19 protein-coding genes are annotated in these 16,598 nt (G+C 52.1%); 10 read left to right on the plus strand and 9 right to left on the minus strand.

The features are described from left to right. Nucleotides 1-30 precede the first annotated feature (30 nt). Both fabB and fabA read right to left on the minus strand, forming a co-directional pair. Nucleotides 31-1,257: a beta-ketoacyl-ACP synthase I gene (gene fabB / locus ACT53C_RS12980; protein ID WP_476146662.1), complete on the minus strand. Its 1,227-nt coding sequence runs from the start codon at nt 1,255-1,257 to the stop codon at nt 31-33. A 53-nt stretch (nt 1,258-1,310) separates the two neighbouring features. Next, nucleotides 1,311-1,826, minus strand: coding sequence for a 3-hydroxyacyl-[acyl-carrier-protein] dehydratase FabA (fabA, locus tag ACT53C_RS12985; protein WP_476146664.1), 516 nt, complete (start codon nt 1,824-1,826; stop codon nt 1,311-1,313). A 267-nt stretch (nt 1,827-2,093) separates the two neighbouring features. Here fabA and ACT53C_RS12990 point away from each other — a divergent pair, with 267 nt between their 5' ends. The 6 genes from ACT53C_RS12990 to ACT53C_RS13015 are packed head-to-tail and all read left to right on the plus strand — an operon-like array spanning nt 2,094 to nt 7,594. Then, nucleotides 2,094-3,107: an AAA family ATPase gene (locus tag ACT53C_RS12990; protein WP_476146666.1), complete on the plus strand. Its 1,014-nt coding sequence runs from the start codon at nt 2,094-2,096 to the stop codon at nt 3,105-3,107. Between the two features lie 43 nt (nt 3,108-3,150). After that, nucleotides 3,151-4,008, plus strand: coding sequence for a DUF58 domain-containing protein (locus tag ACT53C_RS12995; RefSeq protein WP_476146668.1), 858 nt, complete (start codon nt 3,151-3,153; stop codon nt 4,006-4,008). Between the two features lie 12 nt (nt 4,009-4,020). Next, a complete protein-coding gene (locus ACT53C_RS13000; protein WP_476146670.1) occupies nt 4,021-5,001 on the plus strand; it encodes a hypothetical protein in 981 nt (326 codons plus the stop codon). Further along, nucleotides 5,001-5,987 (plus strand): vWA domain-containing protein, encoded by a 987-nt coding sequence (locus ACT53C_RS13005; RefSeq protein ID WP_476146672.1) that lies wholly within the window; start codon nt 5,001-5,003, stop codon nt 5,985-5,987. Before ACT53C_RS13000 ends, ACT53C_RS13005 begins: the two co-directional genes overlap by 1 nt. Then, nucleotides 5,972-6,511, plus strand: a complete 540-nt coding sequence (locus ACT53C_RS13010; RefSeq protein ID WP_476146674.1) for a hypothetical protein — start codon at nt 5,972-5,974, stop codon at nt 6,509-6,511. The genes ACT53C_RS13005 and ACT53C_RS13010 overlap by 16 nt, the downstream gene beginning before the upstream one ends. A 51-nt stretch (nt 6,512-6,562) precedes the next feature. Continuing rightward, the gene (locus tag ACT53C_RS13015; RefSeq protein WP_476146676.1) at nt 6,563-7,594 is read left to right on the plus strand and encodes a vWA domain-containing protein; all 1,032 of its coding nucleotides are present in this window, start codon (nt 6,563-6,565) and stop codon (nt 7,592-7,594) included. Nucleotides 7,595-7,844: 250 nt separating this feature from the next. On the opposite strand, the gene ACT53C_RS13020 is transcribed toward ACT53C_RS13015, so the two are convergent. Continuing rightward, nucleotides 7,845-8,312, minus strand: a complete 468-nt coding sequence (locus tag ACT53C_RS13020; protein ID WP_476146678.1) for a hypothetical protein — start codon at nt 8,310-8,312, stop codon at nt 7,845-7,847. 57 nt (nt 8,313-8,369) lie between these two features. Between ACT53C_RS13020 and ygfZ the strand changes: the two genes are divergently transcribed. Then, a complete protein-coding gene (gene ygfZ, locus ACT53C_RS13025) occupies nt 8,370-9,368 on the plus strand; it encodes a CAF17-like 4Fe-4S cluster assembly/insertion protein YgfZ (protein WP_476146680.1) in 999 nt (332 codons plus the stop codon). A 45-nt stretch (nt 9,369-9,413) separates the two neighbouring features. On the opposite strand, the gene ftsB is transcribed toward ygfZ, so the two are convergent. From ftsB to ACT53C_RS13045, 4 genes are read right to left on the minus strand one after another with little or no spacing between them, the layout of a single operon-like run. Beyond that, nucleotides 9,414-9,770: a cell division protein FtsB gene (gene ftsB, locus ACT53C_RS13030; protein WP_476146682.1), complete on the minus strand. Its 357-nt coding sequence runs from the start codon at nt 9,768-9,770 to the stop codon at nt 9,414-9,416. A 16-nt stretch (nt 9,771-9,786) separates the two neighbouring features. Further along, nucleotides 9,787-11,073: a phosphopyruvate hydratase gene (eno, locus tag ACT53C_RS13035; RefSeq protein ID WP_194747853.1), complete on the minus strand. Its 1,287-nt coding sequence runs from the start codon at nt 11,071-11,073 to the stop codon at nt 9,787-9,789. A gap of 28 nt (nt 11,074-11,101) precedes the next feature. Beyond that, nucleotides 11,102-11,941, minus strand: a complete 840-nt coding sequence (gene kdsA / locus ACT53C_RS13040) for a 3-deoxy-8-phosphooctulonate synthase (protein ID WP_476146684.1) — start codon at nt 11,939-11,941, stop codon at nt 11,102-11,104. A gap of 10 nt (nt 11,942-11,951) precedes the next feature. Beyond that, entirely contained in the window at nt 11,952-13,586 is a 1,635-nt protein-coding gene (locus tag ACT53C_RS13045) for a CTP synthase (RefSeq protein WP_194747857.1), read from the minus strand. Between the two features lie 128 nt (nt 13,587-13,714). On the opposite strand from ACT53C_RS13045, the gene ACT53C_RS13050 reads away from it, so the two are divergent. Beyond that, the gene (locus ACT53C_RS13050; RefSeq protein ID WP_228518739.1) at nt 13,715-14,560 is read left to right on the plus strand and encodes an NAD(P)H-hydrate dehydratase; all 846 of its coding nucleotides are present in this window, start codon (nt 13,715-13,717) and stop codon (nt 14,558-14,560) included. Between the two features lie 51 nt (nt 14,561-14,611). On the opposite strand, the gene smpB is transcribed toward ACT53C_RS13050, so the two are convergent. After that, nucleotides 14,612-15,064 (minus strand): SsrA-binding protein SmpB, encoded by a 453-nt coding sequence (gene smpB / locus ACT53C_RS13055; RefSeq protein ID WP_194747859.1) that lies wholly within the window; start codon nt 15,062-15,064, stop codon nt 14,612-14,614. Nucleotides 15,065-15,134: 70 nt separating this feature from the next. On the opposite strand from smpB, the gene ACT53C_RS13060 reads away from it, so the two are divergent. Then, a complete protein-coding gene (locus tag ACT53C_RS13060) occupies nt 15,135-15,569 on the plus strand; it encodes a type II toxin-antitoxin system RatA family toxin (protein WP_194747861.1) in 435 nt (144 codons plus the stop codon). Continuing rightward, nucleotides 15,569-15,919, plus strand: coding sequence for an RnfH family protein (locus tag ACT53C_RS13065; protein ID WP_476146687.1), 351 nt, complete (start codon nt 15,569-15,571; stop codon nt 15,917-15,919). The genes ACT53C_RS13060 and ACT53C_RS13065 overlap by 1 nt, the downstream gene beginning before the upstream one ends. Nucleotides 15,920-15,986: 67 nt before the next feature. Here the strand turns inward: ACT53C_RS13065 and ACT53C_RS13070 are convergent, their stop codons facing one another. Beyond that, nucleotides 15,987-16,454, minus strand: coding sequence for a DUF4124 domain-containing protein (locus ACT53C_RS13070; protein ID WP_275355541.1), 468 nt, complete (start codon nt 16,452-16,454; stop codon nt 15,987-15,989). Nucleotides 16,455-16,598 lie beyond the last annotated feature (144 nt).

Here is a 16,598-nt window from a genome sequence, read left to right on the forward strand (position 1 = left end):
ACACACGGCTATATACAGCTCAACCCAAGCTTAAAGATGTTTGGTTGACAAGGTCAAGGTGGCGTTAGTGCCACCAAAACCGAAGCTGTTAGAAAGTGCGGTTTGCACCTTGGCAGATGGAATGGCCTGACGCACAATATTCAAGCCCTCAGCCGCCGGGTCCAGATGATCAATATTGGCAGAGGCCGCAATAAACCCATGCTGCATCATCAGCAAGGTATAAATGGCTTCATTGACACCGGCGGCCCCAAGCGCATGACCAGACAGTGATTTGGTGGAGGCAATCGCTGCCCGGCTTTGCTTGCCAAAAACAGCGCGAATGGCTTCAAGCTCTTTGGTATCGCCAACCGGGGTACTGGTCCCATGCGTATTGATGTAATCAATATCGTCTGGACTAATCCCTTGCAGGGCTTGCTGCATACAGCGCACAGCCCCTTCCCCGCTAGGAGCCACCATGTCATAGCCATCAGAGGTTGCCCCGTAGCCTATCACTTCAGCATAAATCTGCGCACCGCGGGCTTTGGCATGTTCGTACTCTTCAAGCACGACAATGCCGCCTCCACCGGAGATGACAAAGCCATCCCTATCCACATCGTAAGTACGGGAAGCTTTTTCAGGCGTCTCGTTATACTTGCTCGACAAGGCGCCCATGGCATCAAACAGATAACTCATGGTCCAGTGCTCTTCTTCGCCGCCGCCAGCAAACACGATATCCTGTTTACCCAATTGAATTTGCTCTACACCGGCGCCGATACAGTGGGCACTGGTTGAACAGGCAGAACTGATGCCGTAATTGACGCCCTTGATTTTCGCCCCGGTCGCCAAGCAGGCAGCAATGCCACTGCTCATGGTTTTGGTGACCATGTAAGGTCCCACACGACGAATCCCTTTTTCAGCCAGTGTATTGGTGCCTTCCAGCATACTCTCGGTGGATGTCCCACCGGCACCGACAATAAGGCCGGTCCGCACGTTGGACACCAGTTCCGCTGGCAGTTGCGCATCAGCAATCGCTTCCTGCATGGCCAACCAGGCATAAGCATGGCCTTTGGCCATAAAACGCAACAACTTACGGTCAATCAGGGCTTCGATATCCAAATTTTTAATCGAACCCGCCACGTGCGAGCGCAACCCGCGCTCGGCATACTCCGGCTGATAGCTTATGCCAGAGCGCCCGGCTTTCAGGCTCTCCAGCACTTCTTGTTTGTTATTACCGAGACTTGATACGATACCAAATCCTGTAATCACTACGCGACGCATTGCGCCTCCCTTAAACTTCAAAAAACGGTCACGAATACTAAAAATGATCCGTACTAAAAATTGTCTGTAGTGGTAAACAGCCCAACACGCAAATCGCTGGCAGAATAAATCTCACGACCATCCACCTCCATCCGTGCATCTGCGATACCCATCACCAGTTTGCGCATGATCACGCGTTTTAAATCAATGTGATAACGCACCAACTTGGCCTTGGGCAGGACTTGACCGGTAAACTTCACCTCGCCTGAACCCAGCGCGCGGCCACGTCCAGGCCCACCTTTCCAACCCAGAAAAAAGCCAACCAGCTGCCACATCGCATCCAGACCCAAACAGCCTGGCATCACAGGGTCTCCGGTGAAGTGGCATTCAAAAAACCACAGGTCAGGACGGATATCCAGCTCGGCAATAATTTCGCCCTGGCCATATTTTCCACCTTCATCAGAAATCTTTACGATCCGGTCAAACATCAGCATAGGAGGCAGTGGCAATTGCGCGTTGCCTTCACCAAACATTTCGCCGCGACCACAGGCCAGCAACTCCTCTTTACTGAAACTACTTTTTCTAGTCATGTATTTTTAGATTTTTAGTATAAAACAATATTTTCGCCGGAAATTGCGTTTAGTGAAAGCTTTTTGTCACGTCCTAGCTATACAGACCTGTATACTTTTATTCAAAACACAGGTAAGATTCCCGAAATTGTTACTGAATTTTACATATTAAAAAATGACTGCCTGACGGGGTTTTAATCAGGATTAGCGAATTTTTCACTCCGTTAAAGTTACAATTTAGTTACAATCAAAATCACTTAATACATTCAAATCATCAGGAAATCAGGCATGCAAGAACAACTCAACGATTGGCGTACCCATGCGCTCACACTCGAGTCAGAAGTCAACAAAGTCGTCGTCGGTCAGGAAACCCCGGTACGCCTGATTACCACGGCTGTGTTTGCGCGTGGTCACGTGCTGCTGGAAGGTGACGTGGGCGTCGGTAAAACGACCTTGCTGCGCGCATTCACCCGTGGCATTGGCGGTGGCTACCAGCGGATTGAAGGCACCATCGACCTGATGCCTAATGACTTGGTGTATCACACCTATTTGGGCGAAGACGGCAAACCTCATGTGAGCCCCGGTCCGCTGCTGATGTCGGGCCAGGATTTGTCGATCTTCTTCTTTAACGAGATCAACCGCGCGCGGCCACAAGTGCACTCCCTCATGTTGCGTGTGATGGCGGAGCGGACACTGACCGCGTTTAACAAAGAACACCACTTCCCGCACATGCTGGTGTTTGCTGACCGCAACCAGGTAGAGCGTGAAGAAACCTTTGATATTCCTTCGGCTGCACGTGACCGTTTCATGATGGAAATTCCAATCGTGGTGCCGCCTGCACACGACATTATGGAATCCCTGATTTTTGACACCCGCTTTCATGATGTCGACCAACTGATTTCGAATGTACCCGCCGATATTCTCCAGTTTGACCAGCTCAACAGCTTTGCCAAGGTGATCCAAGAAAATATTCAGGCCAGCCCTGCCCTGCGCAAATATGCGCTTGACCTCTGGCTCGCCACCAAAGATCCGGTGGCCTATGGCATCAAGGTCTCCAACGTAGACATGAAGCGTCTGGTACTGAGCGGTGCCAGCCCACGCGGGATGGGCATGCTGTTGCGTGCGGCCCGCGTCAATGCCTGGCTCAATAACCGCACTGCGGTGGTCCCGGAAGATATCCATGCGGTGTTCCACGAAACCATTGCCCACCGTCTGGTATTTAGCCCGGTCTACGAAATGCGCCGGACGGAAATCGCGCGCGAATTGCTGTCTGGCATCGTTCACGCGATCGCTGCCCCTTAATTGATGGCGTACGGATTCACAAAATAACGAGTGCTGAAAAGTGATGCAGACAATTAAGGAATTCAGCTACCACATCGGCTGGCGCTCGCGCTCACGCCGCCCTGGCCGCCACAAGAGCAATCAGCGTGGCATGGGGATGGAGTTTCGCGGTCACACCACGCTGTTGTCCTACCCGGACCCGCGCCGGATTGACATCCGCCAAACCATACGCGACCCCATGGAGCAGGTGTATGTGCGTATTTTTAACCAGAAAAGCGCCACACCTGTGTTTGTCTTGTGTGATATGTCGGGCTCTATGCAATACGGTACACCGCATACCAAACTGGTGACTGCAGCTGAAATCACCCGCTCGGTCGCGCAATCGGCCTGCCGCAACACGGATCCGGTTGGCTTTATTGGCTTTGATGATGCCTTGCATGACGCGTGGTTGTCTACCTTGTCTTCACGGCCACACAGCATGTTTGACCTGGCTGACCGCCTTGAAAACCATTTACCCAATGAGGTCGGTGCCGCCGCCCTGCTGGAAAGCGTCAGGCTGTTGCCACGCGAGCGATCCCTGATTTTCATGGTGTCTGATTTTCATATGCCACTGGAACAACTGGAAGCCGCGCTGGTGCTCATGCTGCGTCATCATATTGTGCCCGTGGTGTTATGGAACAGCACAGAATACAAGCAATTGCCGGAGTTTGGCATCACCAGTATCAATGACCCGGAAACCGGCGAGCGTCGCACCCTGTTTTTACGCGCCTCCTACCGTCAGCGCATCCTGGAAGCGTTTGCGGCCAGACGCCAGGCCATTGAAGATATTTTTATGAGATTTGATATGCAGCCGTTTTTTGTGGAAGACCAATTCGACGCTGATTTACTGACCGAATACTTCCATCAATACGTGCCTGCCTGAGGAAAGCGACCCATGAAAGCGCGCCACCATTTTTTATCTTTAGTGTTAGCGGCCAGCCTATTGGCTGCCGCGCTCAACAGTGTTGCTGATGTGATTTTGCCATCCGTTGACAATAAATTTGTCAGTGTCCAGGAAATCAACCCGACCCGCGATGCCGGCTTTTTCGTCGGTGACAAGCTGCAACGGACCATGATCCTGACCGTCAAGCAACCCTACGAACTGATCAAGGAGTCGCTACCGATTGTCGGTTATGAGCACCGTTACCGCGGCCAGATTTCTGGCATTGAGTTGACGGCCATTGACATGGAAGAAGCCCATGAGCCGCAGCAGACCGTGTATACGATACATCTGGAATATCAGGTCTTCAAATCTGGTCGCGTGGTTAAACCCGCCATCCTCAGAGGCGAAATTGTCAAGCTACGCCAGCAAGGCAGTCCAGACATCAAGCAATTCCGCATGCCTTCGTTTAACTTCAGGACCTCGCCCCTCTCTGTCTATGGCGAAGTCAACCTGAAGAATGAAATGAGCCCGTTTGTAGCGCCCTTGAAACTGCATGCCGATAAAGAATGGCTGGCACTAAAGGTGGCGGCGGCTGTGCTGGCCATCTGCTTGTTGGGCTTAATCTATATTCTGGCGGCCAATACCTGGTTACCGCGTATGGGTGGTGCCTTTGCCAAAGCCTACCGCAAACTCGGCAAATTTCCGGATGACGCGCAAGGTCTGCAACAGGCGATTTCTACGCTTCATGAAGCCTTACATCAAGTGGCAGGGCACAGCGTATTTGGCAACGGGATTGAGCATTTCTTGCAGCAAAAACCTGGCTTTGCCCCTGTCAGGCCAGAAATTGAACGTTTTTTTGCCTTATCTCGCCAAGTATTTTTTGATGCCAGTACACCACTGGAGCTGGGCATCCCGCCACGTGAATGGCTGAAAAAATTCTGTCGACATATGCGCGACTGCGAGCGCGGTTTGAAGCCTGAGGTACACGCATAATGGCTTTTACCCATCCTTGGCTATTGTGGGCACTGCCCCTGGCGCTGTTACCATTATTGCTGGAACGCTCCCATAGCAAACATTACTCATGGGTAAACTTGTTGCCGCCGGATCCGCTGTCCAAAACCATCGGTTTTTTACTCAAGGTATTGGCGGTCATTAGCATCGTATTCATTATTCTGGGCCTGGCCGGGCCACATAGCCTGGAGCAACAGGTCGAGCGGACTGGCATAGGCGCGCAGATCGGCCTGGTGCTGGACCGTAGCGCGAGTATGGACGACCCGTTTGTCGGAGATAAAGATGGCAATGTCGGTGAAACCAAGTCAGTCGCGGCCGCTCGCATCATGACCAAATTTGTGCAAAGCCGCCAAAACGACATGATGGGCCTGATTACCTTTAGTAACTCAGCCATGTATGTGTTACCCCTGACTGAAAATAAAGAAGCAATTTTGTCTGCCATTCAGGCGACTGCCGGCAACTCGCTGTTTCAAACCAATATTGGCGGCGGTTTGACCAGTGCGGTTGAATTGTTCAAGGATATGCCGGACTCCGGCTCTCGCGTGATTATTCTGATTTCTGATGGTGCAGGACGCGTCAGTGACATGGTGCAACAGAAGCTGCGTGACTGGCTGCAACGCTACAACATCGGCTTGTACTGGATTGTATTGCGCCAGCCAGGCGGCATTACCATCTTCGACCCCAAATACACTGCCAGTGGCTACGACGGCCCCATGCCATCTGAAGTGTTGCTGTATCAGTTCTTCCAGACGCTGCGCACGCCATTTAGTGCCTATGAGGCCGCAGATCCCAAGTCACTTGAAGCGGCAATTGCTGACATCAACAGCAAAGAAAAAAAACCGATTCAATATCTGGAAAAAATTCCCGGCCATGATTACACCAATGTGTGTTACTGGGTGGCTTTCGTCATGATTGCACTCTTGCTGGCGGTTAAATATTTGGAGATTCATACATGGCGCTCAGCGTAAATAAACTCGTGATTGGACTGGTCGTGGTCGCTACCGTGGCCGCAGGTACCATTACTTATAGCTGGCAACGCATCAAGCAAGTCGAAGCCTTTAATCAAGCCGTCGCGAAAGCTAAAAGCCCACAAACGGACCAGCAAAGCTTTGAGGCCAAGTATGCGGTCGCCTACTGGTTAGGCAAAAATGAACGCTACAAAGAATCGACGCTCTTGTTTACCAAGCTCATCGAGCAAGCTAATCCCAGTCAGCGCGCGGCCATCTTGCACAATGTGGGCAATATGTTTTTCATGCGTGCAATCCAAATGACGGGTGGCAACGACAACAGCACGCGTGATGAAATGGAATACCTGCTGTCGCAAGCGGCCACCTCTTATAAATCAGCCCTCAAAGCGGATAACAGCAACTGGGGCACGCGCCGCAACTATGACCGTGTCCTGGGCTTGCTGCCAGAAAAACCCACGCCAGGTGTAGGCGAATCTGACAATCCCGGGTTGATCATGGGCAACATTCCCAACGGACTGCCATAACAGGCGGCGATTCCCTATGGCTCTGGTTCTGAATATATTGACTGGCATGGCATGAAAATCTGGCTAAGACATTTTATCAAGCATCGCGACACGACCCTGCTGGCGCTGGCGCTGATATTGCTGCTGGGGGCAATTTTGCGGCCCAGCATCCCATTCAAGCATAATATTTATGCCTATTTTCTGGTTGCAGACATCTCGCAAAGCATGAATGCAGAGGACATGATGCTGCATGGCAAAAAAGTCACGCGCATGGCTTATATGCAAAACATGATGCATGAAGTGGTCGCTTCGTTGCCCTGTGGCACCAAAGTTAGCGTCGGCATGTTTGCCGGCAACTCGGTCGCCGCCATGTACGCGCCCATTGAGGTATGCCGTAACTTTGCCGCGATCCAGGACACCATTGCCCATCTGGACTGGCGTATGGCGTGGTCTGGCAACAGCCGGGTACGCGAAAGCCTGTTAGTGACTGCAAAAGTGGTCCGCGCCATGCCTGAGCCCGCACAAGTGCTGTATTTTACCGATGGCGAAGAAGCGCCCAAACTGCATGCCTTCAACACTAAAAACCTTGATGAGTTTCAAGGTGGCGATGATTGGCTGTTTGTTGGCATCGGCACCGAAGAAGGCATGGCTATTCCCAAACTGAGCCAGGATAACCAGGTCATTGGCTATTGGTCTAACGAGAGTTTTGCCATGCAGCCTGGTATCGCACAGATTTCCGAAAGCACCTTGGGCGTGCGCGATGATAACGTCGCATTTGGTGACCATGACCGCTACGTCTCCAAATTGGCCACCGAGTATCTGGAAAGCCTGACCAAAGAAATTGGTGCAAAATTCATCAAGGGGGACAGCACTTATACTGTACTCAAGGCCATGAAGGAACAAAAACCGGCTCGTCGCGATATTGCCCCCTTACCGCTGGATTGGTTATTGGCAAGCCTGGCGGGCTTATGCATCCTTGCCACCTATGCGAGCCATCATCCTTGGCGGCAAATCAAGCAGAACCTGCATCTTTACCGTCGTGAGATTCAATCCAAATTTTTTGTAAAAAGCGAGACCGTCGCTCACGACAACCATTTTCAATAACCGTTAACGCTGCGCCCCTCTAACATTCCAGGCCAAAAGTGCAGAAAAACCGAAGACATGACCATCTACAAAAGTGGCTATACTTTTCTCTGAAGCAACGCGACCCTGCTGTATGGCATCGCCCTGATGCGCTCACAACGCAACATAGCAGTCTACGCAGTCGCCAGGCAAGCGATTGACCAAATTGAGGGGGAGGCGCTTGTTTAACACTAGCACCATATCGCACACGGCCATCACTTTTCAGTATGAGCTATTCAAGCCTGCCCCAACGCAACCAGACTCGCAAAGCCGTTACGCTTGCGCTGTCGGCCTGGTCAGGGAGCAGTAGCATACGCTGCGTGCGCGGCATGGATTCAGGCGCAGCCTCATGCAGCGGTAGCATCTGCAGATGCAAGACCAGGCACCACGGATGCACCACACTGTCAGGGAGCACGCTGACCTGATAGACCTGTCCCGCCCGGTTCACGACAGCCATCTGCCCATACACATCCACACGCACGCTCTGGATACTGTGTTTCCAAGGCGTTGCCGCCAGTTGCGTCCAGTGCCAGCCGCTTGCCAGACCATAGACAGCCGTCGCAATTGCCGCCCAGATAAACGCTAATTTCCACCACAGGCAGGCCATCACCAGCATTGAAAATAAGCACCACCAGCCCCATAAAAGATATGATGGTCGCAAGCGCAGATCAATTTCAGTTGATAAAATAGTTTTTTTCATTGCATGAACCAGGGCAAAGCCGCGCAAGCGACTCTGGCCCAGAAGGAAAACCGAGTTATGTCCAATCCAGCCACCGCATGGCAAACGTTTTTAATCTCGCAAGGGGCTCACTTCAATTCACAAGGTGAAACCAGCTTCCCCATAGAAAAGGCCTCTGCGCAACTATTTGACCTGTCGGGCAATGGCCTGATCGCCATCAGCGGTGCAGATAGCCAGACCTTTTTGCAGGGCCAGGTCACCAATGATATTAAACTGCTCGTCCAAGGTGCGCAATTCAATGGTTATTGCACGCCCAAAGGCCGCTTGCTGGCGCTGTTTTACACCTTTACTGTTGAGGACGTCATTTACTTGCAATGCCCGCGTGCCTTGGTGCCAGACCTGGTGAAACGCTTGCGCATGTATGTACTCCGCAGCAAGGTGGTGGTAGAGGATGCCAGTGAACGCCTGTACAGCCTGGGATTGGCGAGTGATGCGCTTGCGAGCACATTGACTGGCCTGCCCGCCGATCCGCATCAACTGGCGCAAACAGAGCTGGGGACTCTGATCCGCCTCGCTGACGCTGGCACACAACAACGCGCCCAGCTGATTGTCGCTGCCGACCAGGCTGAAACCGTTTGGCAATCGCTGCGCGCGACCTTCACCCCTAGCAGCACGGCTCACTGGGAAACGCTGGAAATTCAGGCGGGGATTCCGCAAGTCTACCCAGCCACTAAAGAACAGTTTGTCCCACAAATGGTCAATCTGGATGCATTAAATGGCATCAACTTTAAGAAAGGCTGCTATACCGGCCAGGAGATCGTTGCCCGCACGCACTATCTGGGCAAGGTCAAGCGCCGCACATTGCTGGCACAGCTGCCTAAAACCGCCCAAGTCCCACTGGCAGGCGACACCTTGCAGGATGCCCAGACACAAGACGCGGGTCAACTGGTGCGCGTTTCGCCCGATGCCTTGAGTGGCGGCTGGTGGGTATTGGCAGAATGCCGGCTGGAGGCCAAAGAGATTCTCTGGCAAGGTCAGCCCTTGCTGTTTAAAGAATTACCGTATGCCTTGCCCTAATCTACTAGGTCAATAAAAATAAAAAAGGCGCTTGAAGCGCCTTTTTTATTGTGGCGGCTGCGCCGGGATCACAGGCGCTGCATCTGCTGGCTTGGCTGCAGCGTCGGTCTGGCTCTTGCTGGCTGAAGACTTGTTCTGAATCACCTGAAAAAATACTTCGTCCTGCTTCACCAGGCCCAGCTCACTGCGTGCCCGCTCTTCAATCGCAGACTGTCCCTGCTTGAGATCGCGCACTTCAGCGCGCAGTGTTTCATTGCGTTGCCGATAATAATCGTTACGCTTTTGGTGCGCCTCAATCTGCTGTGAATATTGCCATACGCGCAACCAACTGCCCTTGCCCAGCCACAACGGATATTGCAGCAGGGCAATCAGGACCACTAATACAACTGTCAGTTTACGCACCGTGGCCCAAAATCAGTTATTTGAACAACTGATAGAAAGCAGACAAGCCAGCGTAGCTGGTGGCATCGCCCAACTCTTCTTCAATACGCAGCAACTGGTTGTACTTGGCAACGCGCTCTGAACGGCACAGGGAACCTGTCTTGATTTGCAAGGCATTGGTCGCCACAGAGATGTCGGCAATCGTCGTATCTTCGGTTTCGCCAGAGCGGTGTGACACTACGGCCGTGTAGTTGGCACGTTTTGCCATCTCGATGGTCTGGAAAGTTTCAGTCAAGGTACCAATCTGGTTGACTTTGATCAGCACAGAGTTGGCCACGCCTTTCTGGATGCCTTCACGCAGGATTTTTGGGTTGGTCACAAACAGGTCATCGCCGACCAACTGTGTGGATTTACCCAAGCGTTGTGTCAACAGGTCCCAGCCCTCCCAGTCAAACTCGCTCATACCATCTTCAATGGTGATGATAGGATACTTGTCGGCCAAGGTAGCCAGGTAGTCACAGAACTGGGCAGAGGTCAGTGCAGCGCCTTCAGACTCGAGGTGGTATTTACCATCACGGTAGAATTCGGTACTGGCGCAATCCAGACCCAGGTAAATATCTTTGCCTGGCTCATAGCCAGCCGCTTCGATGGATTCCATGATCAGCTGCAAGGCAGACTCATTGGAAGGCAAGTTAGGTGCAAAACCACCTTCATCGCCCACGGTTGTCGCCAAGCCTTTGGCATGCAAGGTTTTCTTCAGTGCATGGAACACTTCTGCACCCGCACGCAAGGCTTCACGGAAGCTTGGCAAGCCCGCTGGCACAATCATGAATTCCTGAATATCCACAGAGTTATCTGCGTGTGCACCACCGTTGATGATGTTCATCATAGGGGTTGGCAATTGCATGAACGCAGAGCCACCCAGGTAACGATACAGTGGCAAACCGCTTTCTTCAGCCGCCGCACGTGCACAGGCCATAGACACGCCCAAAATCGCATTTGCACCCAGACGGTCTTTGTTCTCGGTACCATCCAGTTCAATCAGCGTCTTGTCGATAAAACTTTGCTCTTCAGCATCCAGGCCAATGATCGCTTCGGTAATTTCCGTGTTGACGTTCTCAATCGCGTTCAATACGCCTTTGCCCAGGTAACGGCTTTTATCGCCATCCCGCAGTTCCACGGCTTCTTTGGTACCGGTAGATGCGCCTGAAGGCACTGCCGCACGACCAATCACCCCGCTTTCCAGCAAAACGTCGACTTCAACCGTCGGGTTGCCACGGGAATCCATAATCTCGCGGGCGATAATATCTACAATAGCGCTCATGATTTATCCTTATCTAAGATGAAAAAAATTATAGGGTTTGTTCTGCGAAACCGGCTTTTTTGACCAGCTTGTCGAGATCGACCAGCAAGTGCAGCAAGTCTTCCATTTTGCCCAAGGGCCAGGCGTTCGGGCCATCAGACAAAGCTTGGCTCGGGTCAGGATGGGTTTCCATAAAGACGCCGGCAATACCACTCGCCACCGCTGCACGTGCCAACACCGGCACAAACTCACGCTGACCGCCACTCTTCTCGCCCTGCCCGCCTGGTTGCTGGACAGAATGGGTGGCATCAAATACCACTGGACACTGTGTTTCACGCATAATCGCCAAACCACGCATGTCAGAAACCAGCGTGTTATAGCCAAACGAAGCACCGCGTTCGCAAACCATAATATTGTCGGCACCACCGTTGGCTTCTTTAGCCTTGTTGACCACTTGTTTCATGTCACCAGGGGCTAAAAACTGGCCTTTTTTGATATTGACCGGCTTGCCAGACTGGGCACAAGCGACGATAAAGTCGGTCTGACGGCACAGAAAAGCCGGGGTTTGCAACACATCCACCACCGCGGCCACATGAGGCACCTGTTCTTCGGTATGCACGTCGGTCAAGATCGGTACACCGACCTGGGCACGCACTTCGTCCAGAATTTTCAGGCCCTCTTCCATGCCAAAACCACGGAAAGTCTTGGTCGAACTACGGTTGGCTTTGTCGTAAGAAGATTTATAAATAAATGGCACCCCCACGCGGGCAGCCATCTCTTTTAACTGGCCAGCCGTATCAATTGCCATTTGTTTGGATTCAATGACGCAGGGGCCAGCGATCAGAAACAAAGGATGTTCGAGACCAACGTCAAAACCACATAATTTCATTCAACATTCCTTATTTTTTGGATGCTTTTTGTGCCAGCGCAGCCTGCACATAGGCTTTAAACAATGGATGACCCGCACGCGGGTTAGACGTAAACTCGGGGTGGAACTGGCACGCGACAAACCACGGATGCACAGACTGTGGCAACTCAATCATTTCACACAATTCTTCACGCGGCGTGCGTGCAGAAATGACCAGACCGGCGTCTTTCAACTGGTCCACATAGTGGTTGTTGACTTCATAGCGGTGACGGTGACGCTCATTAACTTCGCTGCCGTAAATGCTGGCGGCCAACGTGTTCGGCACAATCGGACAGCTTTGCGCACCCAGACGCATGGTGCCACCGAGATCGGAGTGTTCATCACGCTTCTCGATCTTGCCGGAAGCATCTTGCCACTCGTCAATCAGACCAATCAATTTATGCTCGGTGCCAGGGTTAAACTCAGTGCTGTTCGCATCCTTAAGCCCTGCGACATTACGCGCATACTCAATCACTGCCAATTGCATGCCCAGGCAGATACCCAGGTAAGGCACTTTGTTTTCACGCGCATACCGAATGGCCGCAATCTTGCCTTCGGTACCACGTACGCCAAAGCCGCCAGGAATCAGGATCGCATCCATGCCCTTGAGACTATCGGTGCCACTTTTCTCAATGTCTTCGCTATCGATGTAGTGAATCTTGACCTTGGACTCGGTATGAATACCAGCGTGTATCAGCGCTTCGGTCAGCGACTTGTATGACTCGGTCAAATCGACATACTTACCGACAAATGCGATATCGACAATCTCTTTGGGATTGGCTTGCGCGTGAGTAATTTTTTGCCAGGCAGACAAATCCGCTGCTTTGGCCAGAATATTCAGTTTGTGGCAAACAATCTCATCCAGCATTTGCGCGTGCAACAGGCCGGGAATTTTGTAAATCGAATCGCTATCAATGGCACTAATCACCGCCTCAAAAGCCACATTGGTGAACAAGGCAATCTTGCGTTTTTCGTCTTCAGGGATTTCACGCTCGGCGCGGCACATCAAAATATCCGGCTGAATACCGATTTCGCGCAATTCTTTCACCGAGTGCTGGGTGGGTTTGGTTTTCAGCTCGCCTGCGGTTGGAATCCATGGCAACAGGGTCAGATGGATATAACAGGCGTTGTTTCTGCCCTCTTCAATCCCCATCTGACGAATCGCTTCCAGAAACGGCAAGGACTCAATATCGCCGACCGTACCGCCCACTTCGACAATCGCCACATCCGCGCCTTCAGCACCACGTTTCACGTGTGCCTTGATTTCATCGGTAATATGCGGAATGACCTGTACGGTTTTACCCAGATATTCGCCACGGCGTTCTTTCTTGATCACCGTCTCGTAAATCTGGCCTGTGGTAAAGTTGTTACGCTTGGACATCTTGCTGCTGATAAAGCGCTCGTAATGGCCAAGATCGAGATCGGTTTCCGCGCCGTCGTCGGTCACAAACACTTCGCCGTGCTGAAATGGCGACATGGTGCCGGGGTCAACGTTGATATAGGGATCAAGTTTCAGCATGGTCACTTTAATGCCACGCGATTCGAGAATGGCGCCGAGGCTGGCGGCCGCGATACCTTTTCCAAGAGAAGAAACAACACCGCCGGTTACGAATACATATTTGGTCATGGATCAGGTACTTTGAGATTGTTACAGACGGGAGAACATTTTACCGTAAAGCCCCCTCTCCCACAATGAAAGTCAGGCATTAAATCTGGCAGAGACTCGCCAAGGCCTGCGCTTACGCATACAATTCAATGATGTATGACACTCAAACAAACGCTCCAGCCCTGTGGCAACCATTATTGCCGCAACCGCATGCGCAAAGCCATAAATATAGCCGCGGCTATGTGCTGATCCAGGGTGGCTACCCGGTCACTGGCGCAGCCCGCCTCGCGGCAATGGCGGCAGCCAGATGCGGGGCAGGCATGACAGCGATTGCGGCACCAGCGATCGCACTGCCTATTTATGCCAGCGCGCTATTGAGCGTGATGGTGAAACCCTATGCGAATACCGCAGAATTACAGACACTGCTTGAAGACACCCGCGTGAGTTGCTATTTAATTGGCCCCGGGGCAGGTCTCTCACAAGACACCAGACTCACCACCCTGGCCATGTTAGCCACAGGCAAACCGGTGGTGATCGATGCCGATGCCCTGACAACCTTTGCCGGTCAGGCAGACACCCTCAAGCAAGCAATACGTGCAAGTTGCGTGCTCACCCCGCATGAAGGCGAGTTCAAAAGCGTTTTTGGAATGAGTGCGGCGCATGATAGACCCACCCGTATCACACAAGTAATGACGGCGGCACAAACCTGCGGGGCGATTGTTTTACTCAAAGGGGCCCACACCATTATTGCCACACCGGAAGGCCGGGTGTTGATCAACGAACAGGCACCACCGACCTTGGCGACTGCAGGCGCTGGCGATGTGCTGGCGGGCATGATTGCCAGTCTGTTGGCACAAGACATGCCCGCATTCGAAGCATGTGCGGCGGCCACCTGGATGCATGCGCAAGCCGCGCGTTTATTTGGAGTGGGATTGATTGCAGAAGATTTGCCAGGGATGATTCCGGCCGTGTTGCAGGCGCTTTTAAAAACTTAACCCTTTTCTAAAGATTCGCCTTTGCTAAGCGCACTTGATTTCGCGTCACTTTTAACGCTTCATCTTGTTTTTCATCAGCGCATTTTGCTCGCGCTTCCAGTCGCGCTCTTTTTCAGCATCGCGCTTATCGTGTTGTTTTTTACCTTTAGCCAGGCCAATTTGCACTTTTACCCGTCCGCGGGTGAAATGCATGTCCAGCGGCACCAATGTGTACCCTGCACGCTCGACCTTACCGATCAATTTGTCGATCTCTTCGCGGTGCAGCAGCAATTTGCGTGTACGGATCGCATCGGGACGCACATGGGTGGATGCCGAGCCTAGCGGCGTAATGTGGCAACCGATCAGGTACAACTCCCCACGCATGACCACCACGTAGGATTCCTTGAGGTTGGTACGGTTATCGCGTATCGCCTTGACTTCCCAGCCCTCGAGCACGAGGCCGGCTTCGTACTTTTCTTCAATAAAATAGTCAAAAAACGCTTTTTTGTTTTGCGCGATAGTCATAACGCTGCTGTGCGGGCTTAAATCACTTAAAATAGCATTTTAACCCAAAACCGACTTTCGTTCTGACGCAATGGCTCAAGTAGAAAAAACCGTGCTGGTCATGCATTCGTGTGAAGCGATGTTTCAATTGGTCGATGCCGTTGAAACTTATGCTGACTTTTTACCCTGGTGTGGCGGTAGCCAGGTCATCGAGCGTACGGATACCGTGACCCAGGCTACCATCCACATCCGTTACCACGGCATACAGCAGCACTTTACAACACGCAACCACAAACAGTTCCCGCACCGCATGGAAATCACGCTGGTGGATGGCCCGTTCAAGCAACTGAGTGGACACTGGCACTTTATAAGACTGCGTGAAGATGCCTGCAAAATTGAATTCAAGCTTGAATATGTCTTTGCCAACGGCCTGATTGAACGCATGATTGCGCCGGTGTTCAGCCATATTGCCAACACCTTCGTCGACAGCTTTGTCAAACAGGCTGGCAAGCTCCAACTCAAGTAATGACCAAACCGGTCACGCCAGCCATGCCAGAAGAACTCACCGGGATGCTTAATATAGAAGTGGTCTATGCGCTGCCAACGTCGCAAACGCTGATCACACTCGTGGTGCCGCCCGGCACCACCGCAATCGCGGCCGTGCGACAGTCAGGCATTCTGGAACAACACCAGATTACCGCAAGCAAAGAATTACCCTTAGGCATTTTTGGCAAAAAAGTCAGCCACGACAGGCCACTAAAAGCGATGGACAGGATAGAAATTTATCGCCCGCTGATTGCGAACGCCAAAGAAATGCGCCGTCAGCGTGCCACTAAACAGAAAACAGCCACGACCAAGCGGGCCAATTCCCGTTAATTACGTATTGCACCATTCAGCGCACTGACAAAACTGCAGGCTTTCTGATCAACACCATCAAGATGCATTACTCGGGTGGACAATTTTCGTCGATTTCTTGCTGCGCGGCTGCCAGCCCCTGACGAATTTGCTCATCTGACAGATATTCGCGCTGACCATTCTCGTTCACATTCTGCATGCGGCCGCCCACGGCATAGTTGCGATAGTTGCTTCTGGCTGCTGCACAATTTTGGGCTTTTTGACGCGCTTCCATCGCCTTGAGCGCTTCAGCTTCTGGGGACGCATTCTGCCCGGCTGAGTTCTCGGGCATTTTCTGTTTGGCCGGATTCATTTGCTCGCGCGAATAGGCGTCGGATCGCGTCAGTGGCGTATCCGCTGGCACCGTCGTCGCCTTGATTTTTTGCGTGGATGGACCGGCGACAGGAGGCGTATCCGAATAATTCATAATGCCTTTTTCATCGCGCCATTTATAAATCTCGGCCGCAGCCTGCATGGCCCAGCACAAGCCCAGCATCAACATCCATCTCAACGTCATTCTCATTTGATAAACCCACACTTGCTTAGAAAAAGGTTAAGTAAAGGCCTCATGCACAAACCATGCCAGACATCAGCAAACAGAACTGCAAAAACGCAAAACGCTTTGTCAAGGCAAAGTGAAATCGGTATAATTATATTTTGG

This window comes from Methylophilus sp. DMC14 (genome assembly GCF_056314085.1).